Below are 17,325 nucleotides of genomic sequence, written 5' to 3' on the forward strand. Positions count from 1 at the left end.
GCTCTTTTTGCTTATTTAGTAAACAGATGTCTTCTCGTCAATCGATTCTAAAATTTGTTTCACACGTCCCAGGAATCGTCCGCACACGAGACCGTCAAGCACTCTGTGATCTAAGGACAGACACAGATTAACCATGTCTCTGACAGCAATCATGCCATTGTCCATGACAACCGGGCGTTTGACGATGGATTCTACTTGAAGAATCGCAGCCTGAGGGTAGTTGATAATGCCCATCGACTGAACAGAGCCGAACGAACCTGTGTTGTTGACGGTAAACGTGCCTCCCTGCATGTCATCTGCAGTGAGTTTTCCGTCTCTTACTTTTTTAGCTAGGCCGGTAATGTCTTTCGCAATGCCTTTAATTGTTTTTTCATCAGCGTTTTTAATCACCGGAACAAATAAAGAATCCTCTGTGGCAACTGCAATTGAAATATTGATATCCTTTTTCTGAATAATTTTGTCCCCCGCCCACATGCTATTCATTTGCGGGAATTCTTTTAACGCCTGAGCGACCGCTTTTACAAAAAAGGCGAAGAACGTTAAATTAAAGCCTTCTGTCTTCTTAAAGGAATCTTTTATACTGTTGCGATATGCAACCATATTTGTGACGTCGACTTCCATCATCGTCCAAGCATGCGGAATTTCTGTTTTGCTTCGCTTCATATTGGAAGCAATTGCTTTTCTTACACCTGTGACAGGGATTTCTTTATCACCGGCTGCAGACGCAGGATATGACGTCTCTTCTTTTGGCTCAGGTTTTGATGCAGACTTCGGTGCAGGAGCTGCTGTTTTCGGCTCCTCAGCCTTCTGTTCTTGCGCGCCGCCTGTTTCAATTAAGCGCTGAATATCTTTTCGTGTGATGCGCCCGCCGGCACCTGTTCCTGTTACTTGTTCAAGATCAATGCCGTGCTCTCCGGCCAAACGGAGTACAGCTGGCGAGTAGCGCTTTTTATTGGGCTGATCAGCTGCTTCGGCACTTTTTGCAGCAGGCGTCTCAGCGGCTTTTGAAGCAGCTGGCTGTTCTTGTTTTTGTTCAGCCGGATTCGCGCCTTCTGTTTCAATTTTGCAAATCACTTCTCCGACTTGCAGGGTTTGGCCTTCTTCTCCTACAAGCTCTGTTATCGTACCAGTAAAAGAAGACGGAACCTCCGCATTTACCTTATCTGTCATGACTTCCGCGATCGGATCGTATTTGTTCACTTTATCACCGGGGGCGACAAGCCATTTGCTGATCGTCCCCTCTGTTACGCTTTCTCCAAGCTGCGGCATCGTCATTTGTTCAATTGCCATGATTGTATCCTCCCTTACGTCTTTAAAACTCCGCTAATTCTCTCATCGCCGCTTCCACTTTATCAGGATTGACCATAAAGTATTTTTCCATTGTCGGCGCATAAGGCATAGCCGGAATATCAGGACCTGCAAGCCGTTTGATTGGCGCGTCTAAGTCGAACAGACAATGCTCGGATATAATTGCGGCTACTTCGCTCATGATGCTGCCTTCTTTTGTATCTTCTGTGACCAAAAGAACCTTTCCAGTTTTGGACGCAGCTTCGATGATGGCTTCTTTATCAAGCGGGTAAACTGTTCTTAAATCCACCACATGCGCTGAAATGCCATCTTTTTCGAGACGTTCTGCAGCTTGTAAGGCGAAGTGGACACACAGACCGTATGTGATCACTGTGATGTCGTCGCCTTCCCTTTTTACGTCCGCCTTGCCGATTGGCAGGACATAATCATCAGCCGGAACCTCTCCCTTTATCAGACGGTATGCCCGCTTGTGCTCAAAAAACAGCACGGGGTCTTCGTCACGAACTGCGGCTTTTAAGAGCCCTTTCGCGTCATATGGTGTTGATGGCATGACAATTTTCAGTCCGGGCTGGTTGGCGAAAATTGCTTCGACTGATTGAGAATGATACAGGGCTCCGTGAACGCCTCCGCCGTATGGCGCTCTGACGACAATCGGACAGCTCCAGTCATTGTTGCTGCGGTAGCGGATTTTAGCCGCTTCAGAAATAATTTGGTTGACTGCCGGCATAATGAAATCAGCAAACTGCATTTCAGCAATCGGTCTCATTCCGTACATTGCCGCTCCGATACCGACTCCTGCGATCGCAGATTCAGCAAGCGGCGTATCCATAACGCGCTCTTCCCCAAATTGTTCATAGAGTCCGGCTGTCGCTTTAAACACACCGCCTTTTCTTCCTACATCTTCCCCAAGGACGAAAACGCGAGAATCTCGTTCCATTTCTTCTTTCATCGCCAAATTGATTGCATCAATATATGACATTACTGACATTTGTTCTTCCTCCCTACTTCGCATACACATAATCAAGCGCTGACTCAGGAGCTGCATAAGGGGCGTTCTCCGCTTCATCCGTCGCTTCATTTACGATTGCCATAATTTCATCCAGCATGGTTTGTTCTATCTCATCGGACAGCAGGCCTGTTTCCTTTAAGTAAGCTTGATAAGTAAGCAGGGGATCACTTTTTTTCGCTTCCTCTACTTCTTCACGGGCTCTGTAGCTGCTGTCATCGTCATCACTGGAATGTGGTGTAAGGCGGTAAGAAATCGTTTCAATTAATGTCGGGCCTTCTCCTCTGCGTGCCCTTTCGCGTGCTTCTTTGACCGCTTGATAAACTTCCAGCGGATCATTTCCATTCACAGTTACGCCAGGCATCCCATAGCCTATGGCACGGTCGGAAATGTTCTCACATGCGACTTGCTTATCGTAAGGCACTGAGATTGCGTATTTGTTGTTTTCACACATGAAAATAACCGGCAGCTTATGAACAGCGGCAAAGTTTGCCCCTTCATGGAAATCGCCTTGGTTTGAAGACCCTTCCCCAAATGTAACAAAGGCTGCGATATCCTTTTTCTCCATACGTCCCGCAAGCGCAATACCGACTGCGTGCGGCACTTGCGTTGTAACCGGAGATGATCCCGTCACAATGCGGTTTTTCTTTTGTCCGAAATGTCCCGGCATCTGGCGGCCTCCTGAGTTCGGATCTGCTGCTTTTGCAAACCCGGACATCATTAAGTCCTTTGCTGTCATGCCAAACGCGAGCACGACACCCATGTCTCTGTAGTACGGCAATACATAATCCATTTCACGGTCAAGTGCGAAAGCCGCTCCTACCTGTGCTGCTTCCTGTCCTTGACAAGAGATTACAAATGGAATTTTGCCAGAACGGTTTAACAGCCACATTCTTTCATCGATTTTTCTTGCTAACAGCATGGTTCTATACATATCAACGGCTTCCTGATCAGTCAGCCCTAGTGCTTGATGTCGGTTTATACTCATTCAAGCCCCTCCTTTATGCTTTTAAAAATGAATGGCTTTGCCATCTGCGGCAAGCGCTGCTTCTCCAATTGCTTCAGAAAGCGTTGGATGCGGGTGAATCGTTTGCCCGACCTCCCACGGCGTTGCGTCCAGCACTTTGGCAAGACCCGCTTCAGAAATCATGTCGGTGACATGCGGGCCGATCATATGAACGCCGAGAATATCATCTGTATCTCGGTCCGCCACGATTTTGACAAAACCGTCGCTTTCACCGTATACAAGCGCTTTTCCAATCGCCATAAATGGGAACTTGCCGATTTTGACATTATGCCCGTTCGCCTTTGCTTCGTCTTCGGTTAAGCCGACACTGGCAGCTTCAGGGCTTGAGTAAATGCACTTCGGCACAAGCGTCGGATCAAGCGGATGCGGATTGAGACCTGCAAAATGCTCAACAGCAATAATTCCCTCATGTGAAGCAACGTGAGCTAACTGCAGGCCACCGATTACGTCTCCGATTGCATAAATATGAGATTCCTTCGTTTGGCAGCTTTCATTGACTGAAATCATGCCATTTTCAGTAACAATATCGGTGTTCTCTAGGCCGATGCCTTCGATATTTGCCTGTCTGCCGATGGAAACAAGCATTTTCTCAGCAGAGTAGGTAACGGTTTCTCCGTCTTTTTCCGCTTGTATGCTGATATCGTCTGATGTTTTTGTCATTGTGTCAGGCAGCACTTTTGCCCCTGTTATGAACTGGATGCCTTTTTTCTTAAGAAGACTTTCCATTTCTTTTGAAATCTCTAGATCTTCAGTCGGCAATATGCGATCCGCGTATTCAATAACCGTTACCTTCACACCAAAATCATGAAGCATAGACGCCCATTCGATACCGATAACCCCTCCGCCGACAATGATGATTGATTGTGGCAGCTCCTCCATTTGGAGCGCCTCATCTGAAGTCAGTACAGACTTACCGTCCGCTTCAAGACCCGGAAGCATTCTCGGTCTTGATCCTGTTGCAATGATCACTTGTTTCGGTATCAGCATGTCATTTTCTTCACCATTTCCCCGCTCAACAGAAATTGTTCCCGGCAGCGGAGAGAAGATTGACGGTCCAAGGATACGTCCATATCCGGTGTACACGTCAATTTTTCCTTTTTTCATTAAATGATTTACACCCGCTGCAAGCTTATCAACAACGGCTTGCTTACGCTGCTGCACTTTTTCAAAGTTGAGGGACACGCCAGCCGTTTCCACTCCGAATTGATCGGCTTCACGAGCTGTCCGGTATACCTCTGCGCTTCTAAGCAGCGCTTTACTCGGGATACAGCCTTTATGCAGACATGTTCCCCCGAGTTTTTCCTTTTCCACAACGGCTGTTTTTAAGCCGAGCTGAGCGGCTCTGATGGCCGCAACATAACCGCCGGTACCGCCGCCCAGAATGACTACGTCATACTCAGTTGCCATGGTGACTCACTCCTGTCTGTCTATTCAATACGATATTGTTTGGATTGCTCTTCGCCCTGCAATACTCTGAGCGCCCCTTGGGCAAGAGACTGCAGTTCATTTTCACCCGGATAGACTAAAACGTCTGAAATCCAATCTATGTATGATCTGATAGCAGAAACAAAACTTTTTCCGTACGCAAGGCCTCCCGTCAGCACAATCGCTTCAACTTCGCCTTTTAACGCCGCGCTGGCTGCCCCGATTTCCTTTGCTACCTGATATGCCATGGCATCATAAATGAAGCGGGCTTTTTCATCGCCCCCCTGAATCATCTGTTCCACTTTTACTGCATCATTTGTACCGAGATAGCCTAAAAGTCCGCCGGTGCCAACAAGCTTTTTCATGATTTCTTCTTTTGTATATTCCCCTGAAAAACATAGATCAACAAGATCTCCCGCAGGCACTGTTCCTGCTCGTTCAGGACTGAATGGTCCCTCGCCGTGCAGGCCGTTATTGACATCTACCACTCGCCCGCGGTCATGGACGCCAATTGTAATACCTCCGCCCATATGGGTAATAATCATTTTCATGTTCTCATATCGTTTGCCAAGAGAGGCTGCCGCTTTACGAGCGACAGCTTTTTGGTTTAACGCATGGAAAATGCTTTTCCGTTCAATTTCAGGCATGCCTGAAACTTTCGCAAGCACTGACATTTCGTCTACGACAACAGGGTCGACGATATACGAAGGGATATTCAGGCCGTCAGCGATTTCCCGCGCGATAATGCCGCCGAGATTAGAAGCATGCTGACCGGCGTAGCCGCTTTTCAAATCCTCAATCATCTCATCATTCACTACGTAGGTCCCGCCTTCAATTGGCCGGAGAAGGCCGCCTCTTGCGCAGACTGCATCAAACTTTGAAATATTGATTCCCTGTTCATGAAGCGTTTCGAGAATATGGTTTTTACGAAATTCATACTGATCAATAATTCGGTCAAATCGCTGCAGCTCTTCTATGTTGTGTCTCAATGTTTTTTCAAAAATGCTTCTTTCGTTATGAAAAACACCGATTTTCGTTGAAGTTGAGCCTGGATTAATTGTGAGAATGCGTTTTTCGTCATGTAGCACTTTCATAACCTCCAGATCAATTTCTTAACGTCTGCTTAATACACTGTGGCCGTTTTGCAAAAACTGGCTTCTTGAGCGGCGCATGCGTTCAATACGTTCCTCTGCCAAGCGGTCAGCCGCTAAATATGCAGGAATGCCGTCACGCTGAGAAATCTCTAGTACACGCTCGATATTGCCGTAAATGCCTTCAACTTTTTTCAATGCACGTTCTGCATTATAGCCGTAAAGCTCATCTGCCACGTTGATAACACCGCCCGCGTTAATCACGTAATCCGGTGCATAAACGATGCCCATTTCGTGAATTTGATCACCATGGCGTGTCTCTTTTAATTGGTTGTTAGCCGCACCTGCGATCACTTTCGCCTTCAGCTGTTTAATGGTATCGTCGTTAATAGTCGCACCAAGGGCACACGGCGCATAAATATCGCAGTCTTGTGAATAAATATCATCAGGATCTACCGCACGGGCGCCAAAATCTTCAACTGCACGCTGTACAGATTGTTTGTTGATATCCGTAACGATTAAGTTTGCTCCTTCTTCATGCAGGTGGCGGCAAAGGTTATAGGCTACGTTCCCAACACCCTGTACAGCAATGGTTTTTCCTTCAAGAGAGTCGGTTCCAAAAGCAGCTTTAGCTGCTGCCTTCATTCCTCTGTACACCCCGTACGCTGTGACTGGGGACGGATTTCCAGAAGAGCCGAAAGCAGGAGAAATCCCTGTAACGTAGTCTGTTTCATCATGAATGATATCCATATCCTCGACCGTTGTGCCCACATCTTCAGCCGTGATGTATCTGCCGTTCAGCCCTTGAATATAGCGGCCAAACGCGCGGAACATTTCTTCATTTTTGTCTTTGCGCGGATCGCCGATAATGACTGTTTTTCCGCCGCCAAGGTTTAAGCCTGCCGCCGCGTTCTTATAGGTCATGCCTCTAGCCAATCTGAGCGCATCTTCAATTGCCGCTTCTTCATTTTCATATGTCCACATTCTCGTTCCGCCAAGCGCCGGACCAAGCGTTGTATCATGAATCGCGATAATCGCTTTTAATCCAGATTGTTCATCCTGGCAGAATACCAATTGTTCGTAATCGTATTTCTCCATATATTTAAAAAGTTCCATGTTCGTTCCTCCTAATGTGTGTATTCTTCAGATGCGCATATTGCCAGCGCAATGGAATACAGTTTATTTTCAGCAGAGTCCGCTCTGCTTGTTAAAGCAATCGGTGCTTTTGCTCCTGTAATGACAGCCGCCACGCTGGCCTTGGCAAAATAAATCAGTGATTTATATAAAATATTGCCGGCCTCAATTGTTGGGACGAGAAGGATATCAGCGTTGCCCGCTACGTCTCCCGAAATTTTTTTCTGGGCCGCGGCAATTTGTGAAACTGCGTTATCCAAAGCAAGCGGTCCATCAACAATGCAGCCTTTGATCTGGCCCCTTTTGTACATTTGAGCTAGAGCAGCTGCATTCACGGTCGCTTCCATTTTAGGGTTCACCGTTTCGACCGCTGCAAGGGCAGCTGCTTTTGGCATATTGTTCCCCACTGCATGGGCCACATGAACGGCATTTTGCAAAATCTGCCGGAGCTCTTCCAGCGAAGGAGCAATATTCATTGCCGAATCTGTCACAAACATCAGCCGGTCAAAATCCGGTATATCGAAGACAGCCACGTGGGAAAGGACACTTGCTGACCGAAGCCCCTCCTGTCTGTTCAATACCGCTTTAAGCAAAACAGAAGTCGGCACATTGCCTTTCATTAAAACGTCCGCTGTTTTATGATGCACAGCACGAACCGCTAATTTCGCCGATTCCTCAGGAGTATCGGCATGGACGATTTCCACTTGATGCCCTTGCATGGATGATGTCAGCTCGTTCAGTTTTGTGCTGTCGCCCGTTAACAAGAAACGGGCGGATAGGTGCTCGGCTGCCAGCTTTACAGCCCGGATCACTTCCTCATCCTCAGCATGAGCAACCGCAATGGTCTTATTTTTGTGTATCGACGCTTTGCCGATTAAATCTTTCAGCTTCATCTGTTACCACCTTTCTTGTTTCGACTCCGCCTTTTATTATGCAAGTTCCATGCCAGCTCTTAAGGGTGCTGTCATACCAGGTATATTGAAACATTCGTGCAGATGTTTGCGTTTATTCTGCAAATTATTGCATGCCTTCATTTGCAAGGCCATATTTATCCATTTTGTAATATAAGTTCCGAATGCTGACACCGAGAGCTTTTGCTGTTTTTGTCCGGTTAAAATGATGCTTTTCAAGCGTTTGCTGGATCAAATGTGCTTCAAATTTTTCTACTGCGACAGACAGCTTTTCGCCTTCAATATCCGGAAAATCAAAACCTGTTCCCTGGTCTGTGTCATTTTCTTTTTGCTCAAGTTCGAATACAGGCAAGTGATCTTTTTCAATCCATTCCATATGCGGATTCAGAAAAATCATGGCTCGTCCAAGGACATTTTCAAGCTCCCGGACATTCCCAGGCCAATGGTAGGCAGATAAGGCGCGCAAGGCTTGCTGTGAGAGCCCTTTTACATTCCTGCCGTAATCCCGGTTGATCTTTTGGATAAGTCTGACGCTCAGTGCTTCAATGTCCTCCAACCGCTGACGCAAAGGCGGGATGGAGATCGGATAGCGGTTGATCCGGTAATACAGGTCTTCCCGGAACGTTCCGTCCGCCATCGCCTTTTCAATATTTACATTTGTCGCCGCGATCACTCTGACGTTGACAGGGATCGCTTTCGTGCCGCCCACTCTGACGATTTCCTTTTCTTGAAGGACGCGTAGCAATTTGGCCTGCATATTTTGTGTCAGCTCACCGATTTCATCTAAGAAAATACTGCCGTTATTTGCTTCCTCAAATAAACCCTTTTTACCGCCGCGCTTCGCTCCTGAAAACGCGCCATCCTCATAGCCGAACAATTCTGATTCGAGCAGGTTTTCAGAAAGGGCTGCACAATTCACGCGAATAAATTTATTGTATTTCCGGTCACTTTCGTTATGGATGGCATGGGCGAACAGTTCTTTTCCTGTTCCTGATTCCCCGCGCAGCAAGATGGTTGCCGGTGTTTTCGCACCGAGCTTCGCCTGCTCAAGCGCAACCAGCATTTGCTCGCTTTTGCCGATAATGTCGTCAAACGTGTATTTCGCTTCAAGCGTGCGAATAATTTGTCTGGCGCGATTAAGCTCCGCTGTCAGCATTTTAATTTCGGAAACATCGTGAATCACGCCGACGCTGCCTTTCAAAATCCCGTCCACAATCACCGGTGCTACATTAACGATGACCTCTTTTTCATTCGGGCCGACCTTCATTCTGACACCGCGAACAGGACGTCTTGTTTCAAGCACCTTTAAATGCATGCTTTCGCCTTCGGAAATATCAGTGTTTGCAGGCTTGCCGATGACTTCTTTTTCAGAAAGCCCCGTCATTTTCGTATACGCTTTATTGATTAGCAGGCCGATGCCGTTTTCATCAACGACAGAAATCGCCTCATCGGAGGATTGAATAATTGCCTCCAGCATCGTACGGACCTGCTTTAAGTTGGTCACTTCCTCTGCCAGCTCGACCGCATCAGTGATATCTTTAAACACACAAAGAGCCCCGAGCAGACGTCCGCCTTCATCAATAATCGGCAGCCTTGTGGTCACAATTTGCAAATGATCGCCTAACAGCTGCTTCTGGTTGTATTCAGGCACTCTTGTTTTTAAAATCCGCGGCATCTTAGTGCTCGGAATCACTTCTTTTATTGGGCGCCCAATGACTTCCTCACGTTTTTTCCCAACCATTTTTTCGGCCATATGGTTAAAGAGAATGATTTCTTCATTGATATCAATAAAAATCATTCCATCATGGGTCGAATTAAAAATTCTGTCATATTTATAGGTTTGCTCTTTTAGCATTTGAATCAGGTGCTGCTTTTCTTCCATCAGCTGAAAAACGATGTATGCCATTTTTCCCGGCATGACAATGGTATCTTCATGCTTTCTTTGAAGGAGCTCGTCAAACACGGCTTGATCGCCGGTGGTATGAATGACGATATCCGGTTTTTGTTGTATGTAAGGTTTCCAATCAGATGAAACGGCAATCCCATACTGTTCTGCTTCTTTCAATCCCGGCGCCTCGGGGTCTTTGTCAACTACGGCAATGATATCTATGATGGCTGTTTTAATCAGAATATGTAATAACGCCGTTCCCCTTTTGCCGGCACCTACTATCAGTACCTTTTGCATCCCGATACCCCTTTGTATGAAAAAATTTGCACACCTATTTATTCCGTTGCAATAATTTGCACAACCCTATGTTACCACGTTTTCTTCTCTTGACAAAATATTTTTTCCGCTGGACAATAAAGGAAATGAAAAGATAAAGGGGTTTTCTGAAGATGAGCCGACTTCTTGCGCTTTTAATATTAGTCATCCCCGGGGCTATTTCTGCTTTAGGCATTAAACTGATGAGAGATACACTTTTCGGCCATACAATCAAGCCATTTTCAGCTCTTTGGCTCCAAGGGTTGTCAGGATTCATCTTTTTTGCGATCGGCCTCTATGTGCTGGCCGGGTTCATTTTATACAGAGACAGAAAACGCAATCAAGTCAGCCCGCGATTCAGAAAACGATAGCTGCAAAAAAGCCGGAGAATACTCCGGCTTTTTTTGTTGCATTATTCGTCAGGCAAAACGGTCTTGGCAATCGTTTTGTCTAACGCTTCATAATCATAATAAGAAATCGTATCGTACAGTTCTTTTCGTGTCTGCATATCATGAAGTCCTTCTTTTTGTGAGCCGTGCTCCTTCATCAAACCAAACATCCGCTCACAAGCTTTTGCCGCCGCTCGAAGCGAGGTGACAGGATATATCACCATGTGAAACCCCATATCTTCGAATTCATCGGCACGATAATATGGCGTTTTCCCAAATTCAGTCATATTCGCAAGGAGCGGAACGGAGATACGCTCAGCAAACTGGCGGAATTCATTCTCCGCCTGTAGCGCTTCCGGGAAAATTGCGTCCGCTCCCGCCTCAATGTAAGCCTCTGAACGTTTTATTGCGGCATCAAGCCCTTCCTGCGCCCTGGCATCAGTACGGGCAACAACAATAAGGGAGGGAGCCGCTTGTTTAATGGCTTTTATTTTTTGCGCCATTTCCTTGATCGGAACTAGCTGTTTGCCATTTAAATGTCCGCATTTTTTGGGGAGCTGCTGGTCTTCTATTTGAACGGCTGCTACCCTGGCTTCAAGCATCTCCCGGGCGGTTCGGGCGGCATTTAAGACACCGCCAAATCCCGTATCGATATCCACAAGCAAAGGCAGATCAGCTGCACGCACAAGATCTTTGGCCCGTTCAGCTATCTCTGCCGATGTGATGATCCCTAAATCAGGCAGCCCCCTGCTGGCTGTATAGGCAGCACCGGACAAATAAATAGCAGAAAAACCGGCTTCTTTCGCAAGCAAAGCGGCCATCCCGTCATGGGCGCCGGGAATTTGAAGAATGTCCGGTGCTGACATCAGCTTGCGGAAACGCCCGGCAAGCTCCTCTTGTGACGATTGCTTATTGACGATCCACGACATGAAACAAATCCCCCTTTTACATGCAGAACATGTCTACGAATTCATTTACGCGCATCGTTTGTAATGTCTCATAGCTGGTACAGCGCTCATAAATGTGTTTGTGCTGTTTATCAGGAAAATGGGTTTTGAGATTGTCAGAAAACTTTTCCAGCAGTTTCGGCACTGCTTCCTCTCTTCGAAAACGATGGCCGAGGGGAAACTCACATTCCACCATTTCCGTGCTCGTTCCGTCTTTAAAATGAACCTGAACGGCATTTGAGATGGAACGTTTATCAGGTTTTAAATAATCCTCGGTATATGTTTTATTTTCAGTCACTTCCATTTTATCACGAAGTTTATCTATTCTCGGATCACTCGCTGTTTCAGCTTCATAATGCTGTGCGGTGATATCACCAAAAAGCAAACCGATTGCTGTAATGTATTGGAGACAGTGATCACGGTCTGCCGGATTGTGGAGCGGGCCTTTTTTATCAATGATTCGGATAGCGGATTCATGCGTTCTGATGACAACTCGGTCAATCTCGTCAATCCGGTTCTTTACCTGCGGGTGAAGAATGACGGCGCACTCCGCCGCTGTCTGGGCGTGAAATTCCGCAGGATAAGACACTTTAAATAACACATTTTCCATGACATAAGCGTCGAGCGGACGGGCAAGCTTGATCTCTTTCTTATTGAATAAAACGTCTTGGAACCCCCAACCCGGTGCACTCAGGGCTGTCGGATAACCCATTTCCCCTTTTAACGACATCAGCGCCAAATGAACACCTCTGCTTGTTGCATCTCCTGCCGCCCATGATTTGCGCGAGCCCGTATTCGGTGAATGGCGGTATGTCCTCAATGCTGCATTGTCAATCCATGCATTCGAAAGCGCATTTTTGATTTCTTCTCTTCCGCCGCCCAAAAGCTTTGCCGCAACAGCGGTTGTCGCAACTTTGACAAACAGCACATGGTCAAGGCCAACTCGATTTAAGCTGTTTTCTAACGCCAGCACACCTTGAATCTCGTGTGCTTTGATCATCATCTCAAGTACGTCGCGTACCGTTAACGGCTCTTTTCCTTCAGACAGCCTCACTCTTGATACATAATCAGCAGCGGCAAGGATCCCTCCCAAGTTATCGGACGGATGCCCCCACTCCGCCGCCAGCCACGTATCGTTGTAATCGAGCCAGCGAATCATGCAGCCGATATTAAACGCTGCCCTCACAGGATCGAGAACATATGACGTTCCCGGCACTTTGCTTCCATTCGGCACAGTCGTTCCTGGAACAATCGGGCCAAGCAGCTTTGTGCATTCCGGATACCGCAGCGCCAAGATCCCGCAGCCCAGGGTATCCAGCAATACATGCCCCGCTGTTGTATACGCTTCGGCACTTGTAATCTCTTTTTCAAGCACATAGTCTGTGATTTCTTCGATAACACGATCCGTTTTCGGCATTCTACCAGCTCCTTTCATGATTTTGTTTGATATCGCGGGCCCATGTAACTGACACGGGGACGGAAGAGCCGATTATTGGCATGCTGTTCGATCACATGGGCGCATAAACCGGACGTTCTTGCGCTGAAAAAGATCGGCGTATATAAAGGAATCGGTATGCCGAGCATCCAATACACTGGGGCAGCATAGTAATCCAAATTCGGGTAAAGCCCTTTTTCCTTCTCCATCAGCCGCTCACCCGCTTCACACATCTCATATAAACGATAGTCACCGGCTTTATCGCATAATTGCTGCAGCGCCTCTTTCATCATGAGTGCTCTCGGGTCCATTTTTTTCATATACACCCGGTGGCCGAAGCCCATGATTTTTTCTTTTCTTTTCAGTTTTGTTTGCAGAAGCTGCTCAAAATCAGATTTCGTTTTTGCCTCCAAAAGCAAATACATTACAGCTTCGTTTGCTCCTCCGTGAAGATTCCCTTTCAGGGAAGCGACAGCCCCAGTCAAAGCCCCATAAAGATCTGAATGTGTAGATGCAATGACCCTGGCCGCAAAGGTTGAATTCGGCATCTCATGCTCACTGTACAGGACGAGCGACCGGTCAAAAATCTGTTCTTCCAATGAAGACGGCAATTTCCCTGTCATCATGTAGAGAAAATTCGCACTGTAGGATAAGGTATGAAGCGGAAGAATCGGTTCTTTCTTATTAATGATCCTGTAGCTGGCAGCAGTGAGGGCAGGCATTTTCCCAAGAAGCTGATAGGCGCGTTCTTTGTTTGCGGAAGGAGACCGATCATCAATTTGCCGATCATAGCCAGCAAGTGCCGACAGGCCGGTACGCAGACTATCCATTGGATGAGTGTCCTCAGGGAGCAGCTCAAGCAGACGGAGATGATCAGCAGGCAGGCTTGCGGCACTGTTTATTTTACGTTCCAGCGTCTCCATTTCACTTTCTTCTGGCAGCCTGCCCTCCAGCAATAAATGGACAAGCTCCAGATAGCTTTTTGTTTCAGAAAGTTCTATTAAATCATAGCCTCTTATCAAAATCTGGCTGGACTGCGTGTCAAGATAAGAAATATGAGTTTCTGCCGCAATCACACCGTCCAACCCTGGAGAATATTGCTGTTTCTCCTCCATATCCTCAACCTCCGTTTATGCGTTTTTTGTCTATCAGGTTCCGCCAAGCAAATACTTAGAAATAATCAGTCTTTGAATCTCGTTCGTCCCTTCATAGATTTGCGTCACCTTTGCATCGCGAAGCAAGCGCTCAACCGGATAATCCTTCATATAGCCATATCCTCCATAAATTTGAACGGCGTCTAACGCTGCCTTCACGGCTGCATCGGAAGCAAATTGTTTAGCCATAGACGCTTCTTTTCCACAATTTAGGCCGCGGTTATGAAGGTCTGCGGCGTGGTAGACAAGATGTCTTGCCGCCTCTGCCCTAGTCGCCATGTCAGCCAGCTTAAATGATATGCCTTGATTGGCTGCGATCGGCCTTCCAAATTGCACTCGCTGCTTCGCATAATCAACGGCATGCTCAAGAGCCGCCTCTGCAATTCCGAGGGCCTGTGCCGCAATGCCGATCCGGCCGACATTTAAATTCGCCATGGCAATGTGAAAGCCATCCCCCTCTTTGCCAAGCAAATTGGCTTCAGGCACTTCTGCATTATCAAAAATCAGTTCCGTAGTATTGGAGCCATAAAGCCCCAGCTTTCTTTCTTTTTTTCCAACGGTAAAACCGGGTGTGTTTTTTTCAACAATAAAAGCCGAAATTCCGTGCCTGCCTTGATCTGGAGCTGTTAAAGCAAATGTGATATAGATATCAGCTGCTCCGCCATTCGTTATGAATATTTTCGATCCGTTTAATAGATATTTGCCGTTCTTTTTGATTGCTGTTGTGCGGAGGCTCCCGGCATCCGACCCCGAGTGAGGCTCCGTTAGTGCAAATGCGCCCAAATGGTCTCCTGACGCGAGCTTTGGTATATATTTCATCTTTTGTTCTTCGTTGCCGAAATACAGAATCGGATTCGTGCCGACTGAGGTATGAACGGAGAGTATCACGCCGACAGCCGCACTGATTCTAGAAATCTCATGAATCGCCAAAATATAAGAAACAACGTCCGCCCCGGCACCGCCGTATTGTTCCGGCACCGGTATTCCCATCAGTCCGTGTTCACCCATTTTTTTGATCAGCTGAAAGGGAAATTCGTCCGTTTTCTCCATGATTTCCGCAGCGGGAGCAATTTCTTTTCGTGCAAAATCACGCACCATTTTTCGCATCATGACTTGCTCTTGGGTTACATGCAACTCGGCCACCCCCGGATGGAATAGACTTTAGGAAGTCCTCTCCTCATAGTCATAAAAACCGCGTCCGCTCTTTTTGCCAAGCCAGCCTGCTTTGACATACTTGCGGAGCAGCGGGCAAGGACGGTATTTGGAATCGCCAAGGCCTGAGTGAAGGACTTCCATAATTGATAAACACGTATCCAGTCCGATAAAATCCGCTAATGCAAGCGGACCCATCGGATGATTCATGCCCAGCTTCATCACTTCGTCTATTGCCTCCGGCTTCGCCACTCCCTCATACACGCAATAAATGGCTTCATTAATCATTGGAAGAAGCACACGGTTGGAAACAAACCCAGGAAAATCATTGACTTCTACCGCTGTTTTCCCCATCTTTTCCGCTAATGCCATAACATCTAAGGCCGTTTCTTCTGATGTAGCCAAGCCGCGAATCACTTCAACCAGCTTCATTACAGGGACGGGATTCATAAAATGCATGCCAATAACCCGTTGAGGCCGGCTTGTTACAGCAGCGATTTCTGTAATAGGCAAGGAAGATGTATTGCTGGCCAAAATCGTATGAGGCGGGCACATGCGATCAAGTGTTTTAAACATCTCAGTTTTTGCCGCCATGTTTTCTGCGATAGCCTCAATCACAATGTCCGCATGCTCTGCCTCCTCAAGCGTTTGAGAAATCGAAATGCGGCTGATTACGCTCTTCACTTCCGTCACGGTCCTTTTTCCTTTCTCAGCATCACGGGCCAGCTGTTTCTTCAGCCGTTTCAATCCTGCCTCAGCGGCCTCTGGATTCACATCATACATCCGCACATAAAAGCCCGCGTCGGCAGCTGTTTGAGCAATTCCGCTTCCCATCTGACCTGCGCCAGCTACCATGATTTGTTTGATTTCCATTCAAATCCCCTTTTTCATCATGTTTTAATGAACCTGCACTAAGACGGCGTCTCCCTGTGCTGCCCCGCTGCAAATAGCGGCAACGCCCAGCCCCCCTCCCCGTCGCTTTAATTCATAAACAAGCGTCATGAGAATTCTCGCCCCGCTCGCGCCGATCGGATGGCCGAGCGCGATCGCACCGCCATTTACATTTACTTTTTCAAGATCGAAACCTACGATTTTTTCACATGTCAAAACAACTGAAGCAAAAGCTTCATTTACTTCAAACAAGTCAATATCTTGGACAGTTAAACCGTTCTTTTTCAGGAGCTTGTTAATGGCAAATCCCGGCGCTGCCGCCAGCTCGTGCGCTGGCATTCCCGTAGTTGAAAAACCAAGAATTGTAGCCAGAGGCCGTTTGCCAAGCTCAGCAGCTTTTTCCTCAGACATAAGCACGAACGCGCCGGCTCCGTCATTGACTCCAGGAGCATTGCCGGCTGTGATAGAACCGTCACTTGCATAAATAGGAGCAAGTTTCGCGAGCTGATCCAGACTTGTGTCACGGCGAATCGCTTCATCTTTATCAACAGCGTTTGGTTTTCCTTTTCGACCGATCCAGTTGACGAGAACAATTTCATCCTGAAACTTCCCTTCATCGGCGGCCTTAGCTGCCCTTGCATGACTTCTCAACGCCCATTCGTCCTGCTCTCTTCGTGAGATTGCATATTCCATGGCAGCTGTATTTCCGTGAACAGCCATGTGCACCTCGTCAAATGCGCACGTTAATCCGTCATACACCATTAAGTCCCTAAGCTCGCCGTCCCCCATCCGTGCTCCCCAGCGCCCGGCGGGAACGGCATACGGAATATTGCTCATGCTTTCCATTCCCCCCGCAACAAGTATGTTCGCATCCTGCGCCCGAATCATTTGATCACATAAAGTGACAGCGCGAAGGCCGGAAGCACAGACTTTATTCAGTGTTTCTGACGGCACACTCCAAGGCATTCCCGCCAGACGGGCAGCTTGACGGGAAGGTATCTGCCCTGAGCCGGCCTGGACAACCATGCCCATGACGTTTCCTTCTACATCATCTCCAGAGACTCCAGCCCGTTGCAGCGCCTCCTTCATCACAATGCCCCCAAGCTCAGCAGCTTTCACCTCTTTCAAAACTCCGCCGAATTTGCCAAATGGAGTTCTTGCAGCACTTACAATGACTGTTTTCCTCATGGTTTCACCTCATTCAGAAGATAGACAGCGCTTACAATTTCTAGTTGTCTTCTATGAATGTATG

Annotated in this window: 15 protein-coding genes; 1 reads left to right on the forward strand and 14 read right to left on the reverse strand. The window is 47.4% G+C overall.

Going from position 1 to position 17,325, the window contains the following annotated elements:
• Window positions 1-15: 15 nt before the first annotated feature.
• The 8 genes from bfmBB to ACZ07B_RS03075 all read right to left on the reverse strand — a co-directional run bounded on the left by bfmBB (window position 16) and on the right by ACZ07B_RS03075 (window position 10,087).
• Window positions 16-1,290, reverse strand: a complete 1,275-nt coding sequence (bfmBB, locus tag ACZ07B_RS03040) for a branched-chain alpha-keto dehydrogenase complex dihydrolipoyllysine-residue (2-methylpropanoyl)transferase (protein WP_230488251.1) — start codon at window positions 1,288-1,290, stop codon at window positions 16-18.
• A gap of 22 nt (window positions 1,291-1,312) precedes the next feature.
• A complete protein-coding gene (bfmBAB, locus tag ACZ07B_RS03045) occupies window positions 1,313-2,296 on the reverse strand; it encodes a 3-methyl-2-oxobutanoate dehydrogenase subunit beta (RefSeq protein WP_004398638.1) in 984 nt (327 codons plus the stop codon).
• A gap of 13 nt (window positions 2,297-2,309) precedes the next feature.
• Window positions 2,310-3,302 (reverse strand): 3-methyl-2-oxobutanoate dehydrogenase subunit alpha, encoded by a 993-nt coding sequence (bfmBAA, locus tag ACZ07B_RS03050; RefSeq protein WP_464876888.1) that lies wholly within the window; start codon window positions 3,300-3,302, stop codon window positions 2,310-2,312.
• 21 nt (window positions 3,303-3,323) lie between these two features.
• On the reverse strand, window positions 3,324-4,748 hold the full coding sequence (gene lpdA, locus ACZ07B_RS03055) for a dihydrolipoyl dehydrogenase (RefSeq protein ID WP_015384052.1): 1,425 nt from the start codon (window positions 4,746-4,748) through the stop codon (window positions 3,324-3,326).
• Between the two features lie 20 nt (window positions 4,749-4,768).
• Window positions 4,769-5,860 (reverse strand): butyrate kinase, encoded by a 1,092-nt coding sequence (gene buk / locus ACZ07B_RS03060; RefSeq protein WP_003230311.1) that lies wholly within the window; start codon window positions 5,858-5,860, stop codon window positions 4,769-4,771.
• Window positions 5,861-5,878: 18 nt separating this feature from the next.
• Entirely contained in the window at window positions 5,879-6,973 is a 1,095-nt protein-coding gene (gene bcd / locus ACZ07B_RS03065; RefSeq protein WP_003230309.1) for a branched-chain amino acid dehydrogenase, read from the reverse strand.
• An 11-nt stretch (window positions 6,974-6,984) separates the two neighbouring features.
• Window positions 6,985-7,884 carry a phosphate butyryltransferase gene (yqiS, locus tag ACZ07B_RS03070; RefSeq protein ID WP_017696446.1) on the reverse strand — a complete coding sequence of 300 codons (900 nt, stop codon included), beginning with the start codon at window positions 7,882-7,884 and terminating at the stop codon, window positions 6,985-6,987.
• A 124-nt stretch (window positions 7,885-8,008) separates the two neighbouring features.
• Window positions 8,009-10,087 (reverse strand): sigma-54 interaction domain-containing protein, encoded by a 2,079-nt coding sequence (locus ACZ07B_RS03075; protein WP_004398669.1) that lies wholly within the window; start codon window positions 10,085-10,087, stop codon window positions 8,009-8,011.
• A gap of 152 nt (window positions 10,088-10,239) precedes the next feature.
• Here ACZ07B_RS03075 and ACZ07B_RS03080 point away from each other — a divergent pair, with 152 nt between their 5' ends.
• Entirely contained in the window at window positions 10,240-10,476 is a 237-nt protein-coding gene (locus ACZ07B_RS03080) for a DUF2627 domain-containing protein (protein WP_003230304.1), read from the forward strand.
• Between the two features lie 41 nt (window positions 10,477-10,517).
• Here the strand turns inward: ACZ07B_RS03080 and prpB are convergent, their stop codons facing one another.
• The 6 genes from prpB to ACZ07B_RS03110 are packed head-to-tail and all read right to left on the reverse strand — an operon-like array spanning window position 10,518 to window position 17,261.
• On the reverse strand, window positions 10,518-11,423 hold the full coding sequence (prpB, locus tag ACZ07B_RS03085) for a methylisocitrate lyase (protein WP_014480218.1): 906 nt from the start codon (window positions 11,421-11,423) through the stop codon (window positions 10,518-10,520).
• A gap of 16 nt (window positions 11,424-11,439) precedes the next feature.
• Window positions 11,440-12,858, reverse strand: coding sequence for a bifunctional 2-methylcitrate dehydratase/aconitate hydratase (locus tag ACZ07B_RS03090; protein WP_015251743.1), 1,419 nt, complete (start codon window positions 12,856-12,858; stop codon window positions 11,440-11,442).
• A gap of 14 nt (window positions 12,859-12,872) precedes the next feature.
• The gene (mmgD, locus tag ACZ07B_RS03095) at window positions 12,873-13,991 is read right to left on the reverse strand and encodes a citrate synthase (RefSeq protein ID WP_464876889.1); all 1,119 of its coding nucleotides are present in this window, start codon (window positions 13,989-13,991) and stop codon (window positions 12,873-12,875) included.
• 33 nt (window positions 13,992-14,024) lie between these two features.
• Window positions 14,025-15,164, reverse strand: coding sequence for an acyl-CoA dehydrogenase (locus tag ACZ07B_RS03100; RefSeq protein ID WP_032726112.1), 1,140 nt, complete (start codon window positions 15,162-15,164; stop codon window positions 14,025-14,027).
• A 27-nt stretch (window positions 15,165-15,191) separates the two neighbouring features.
• A complete protein-coding gene (locus ACZ07B_RS03105; RefSeq protein ID WP_464876890.1) occupies window positions 15,192-16,055 on the reverse strand; it encodes a 3-hydroxybutyryl-CoA dehydrogenase in 864 nt (287 codons plus the stop codon).
• Between the two features lie 24 nt (window positions 16,056-16,079).
• Complete coding sequence (locus ACZ07B_RS03110) at window positions 16,080-17,261, reverse strand: acetyl-CoA C-acetyltransferase (RefSeq protein WP_464876891.1); 1,182 nt, start codon at window positions 17,259-17,261, stop codon at window positions 16,080-16,082.
• Between the last annotated feature and the right edge of the window lie 64 nt (window positions 17,262-17,325).

This window comes from Bacillus sp. 9.4, from assembly GCF_055486415.1.

Excerpts from the sequence above, each read along its gene's own strand:
- bfmBB (WP_230488251.1), bottom strand. The coding sequence starts at position 1,290 with ATGGCAATTGAACAAATGACGATGCCGCAGCTTGGAGAAAGCGTAACA.
- bfmBAB (WP_004398638.1), bottom strand. The coding sequence starts at position 2,296 with ATGTCAGTAATGTCATATATTGATGCAATCAATTTGGCGATGAAAGAA.
- bfmBAA (WP_464876888.1), bottom strand. The coding sequence starts at position 3,302 with ATGAGTATAAACCGACATCAAGCACTAGGGCTGACTGATCAGGAAGCC.
- lpdA (WP_015384052.1), bottom strand. The coding sequence starts at position 4,748 with ATGGCAACTGAGTATGACGTAGTCATTCTGGGCGGCGGTACCGGCGGT.
- buk (WP_003230311.1), bottom strand. The coding sequence starts at position 5,860 with ATGAAAGTGCTACATGACGAAAAACGCATTCTCACAATTAATCCAGGC.
- bcd (WP_003230309.1), bottom strand. The coding sequence starts at position 6,973 with ATGGAACTTTTTAAATATATGGAGAAATACGATTACGAACAATTGGTA.
- yqiS (WP_017696446.1), bottom strand. The coding sequence starts at position 7,884 with ATGAAGCTGAAAGATTTAATCGGCAAAGCGTCGATACACAAAAATAAG.
- ACZ07B_RS03075 (WP_004398669.1), bottom strand. The coding sequence starts at position 10,087 with ATGCAAAAGGTACTGATAGTAGGTGCCGGCAAAAGGGGAACGGCGTTA.
- ACZ07B_RS03080 (WP_003230304.1), top strand. The coding sequence starts at position 10,240 with ATGAGCCGACTTCTTGCGCTTTTAATATTAGTCATCCCCGGGGCTATT.
- prpB (WP_014480218.1), bottom strand. The coding sequence starts at position 11,423 with ATGTCGTGGATCGTCAATAAGCAATCGTCACAAGAGGAGCTTGCCGGG.
- ACZ07B_RS03090 (WP_015251743.1), bottom strand. The coding sequence starts at position 12,858 with ATGCCGAAAACGGATCGTGTTATCGAAGAAATCACAGACTATGTGCTT.
- mmgD (WP_464876889.1), bottom strand. The coding sequence starts at position 13,991 with ATGGAGGAGAAACAGCAATATTCTCCAGGGTTGGACGGTGTGATTGCG.
- ACZ07B_RS03105 (WP_464876890.1), bottom strand. The coding sequence starts at position 16,055 with ATGGAAATCAAACAAATCATGGTAGCTGGCGCAGGTCAGATGGGAAGC.
- ACZ07B_RS03110 (WP_464876891.1), bottom strand. The coding sequence starts at position 17,261 with ATGAGGAAAACAGTCATTGTAAGTGCTGCAAGAACTCCATTTGGCAAA.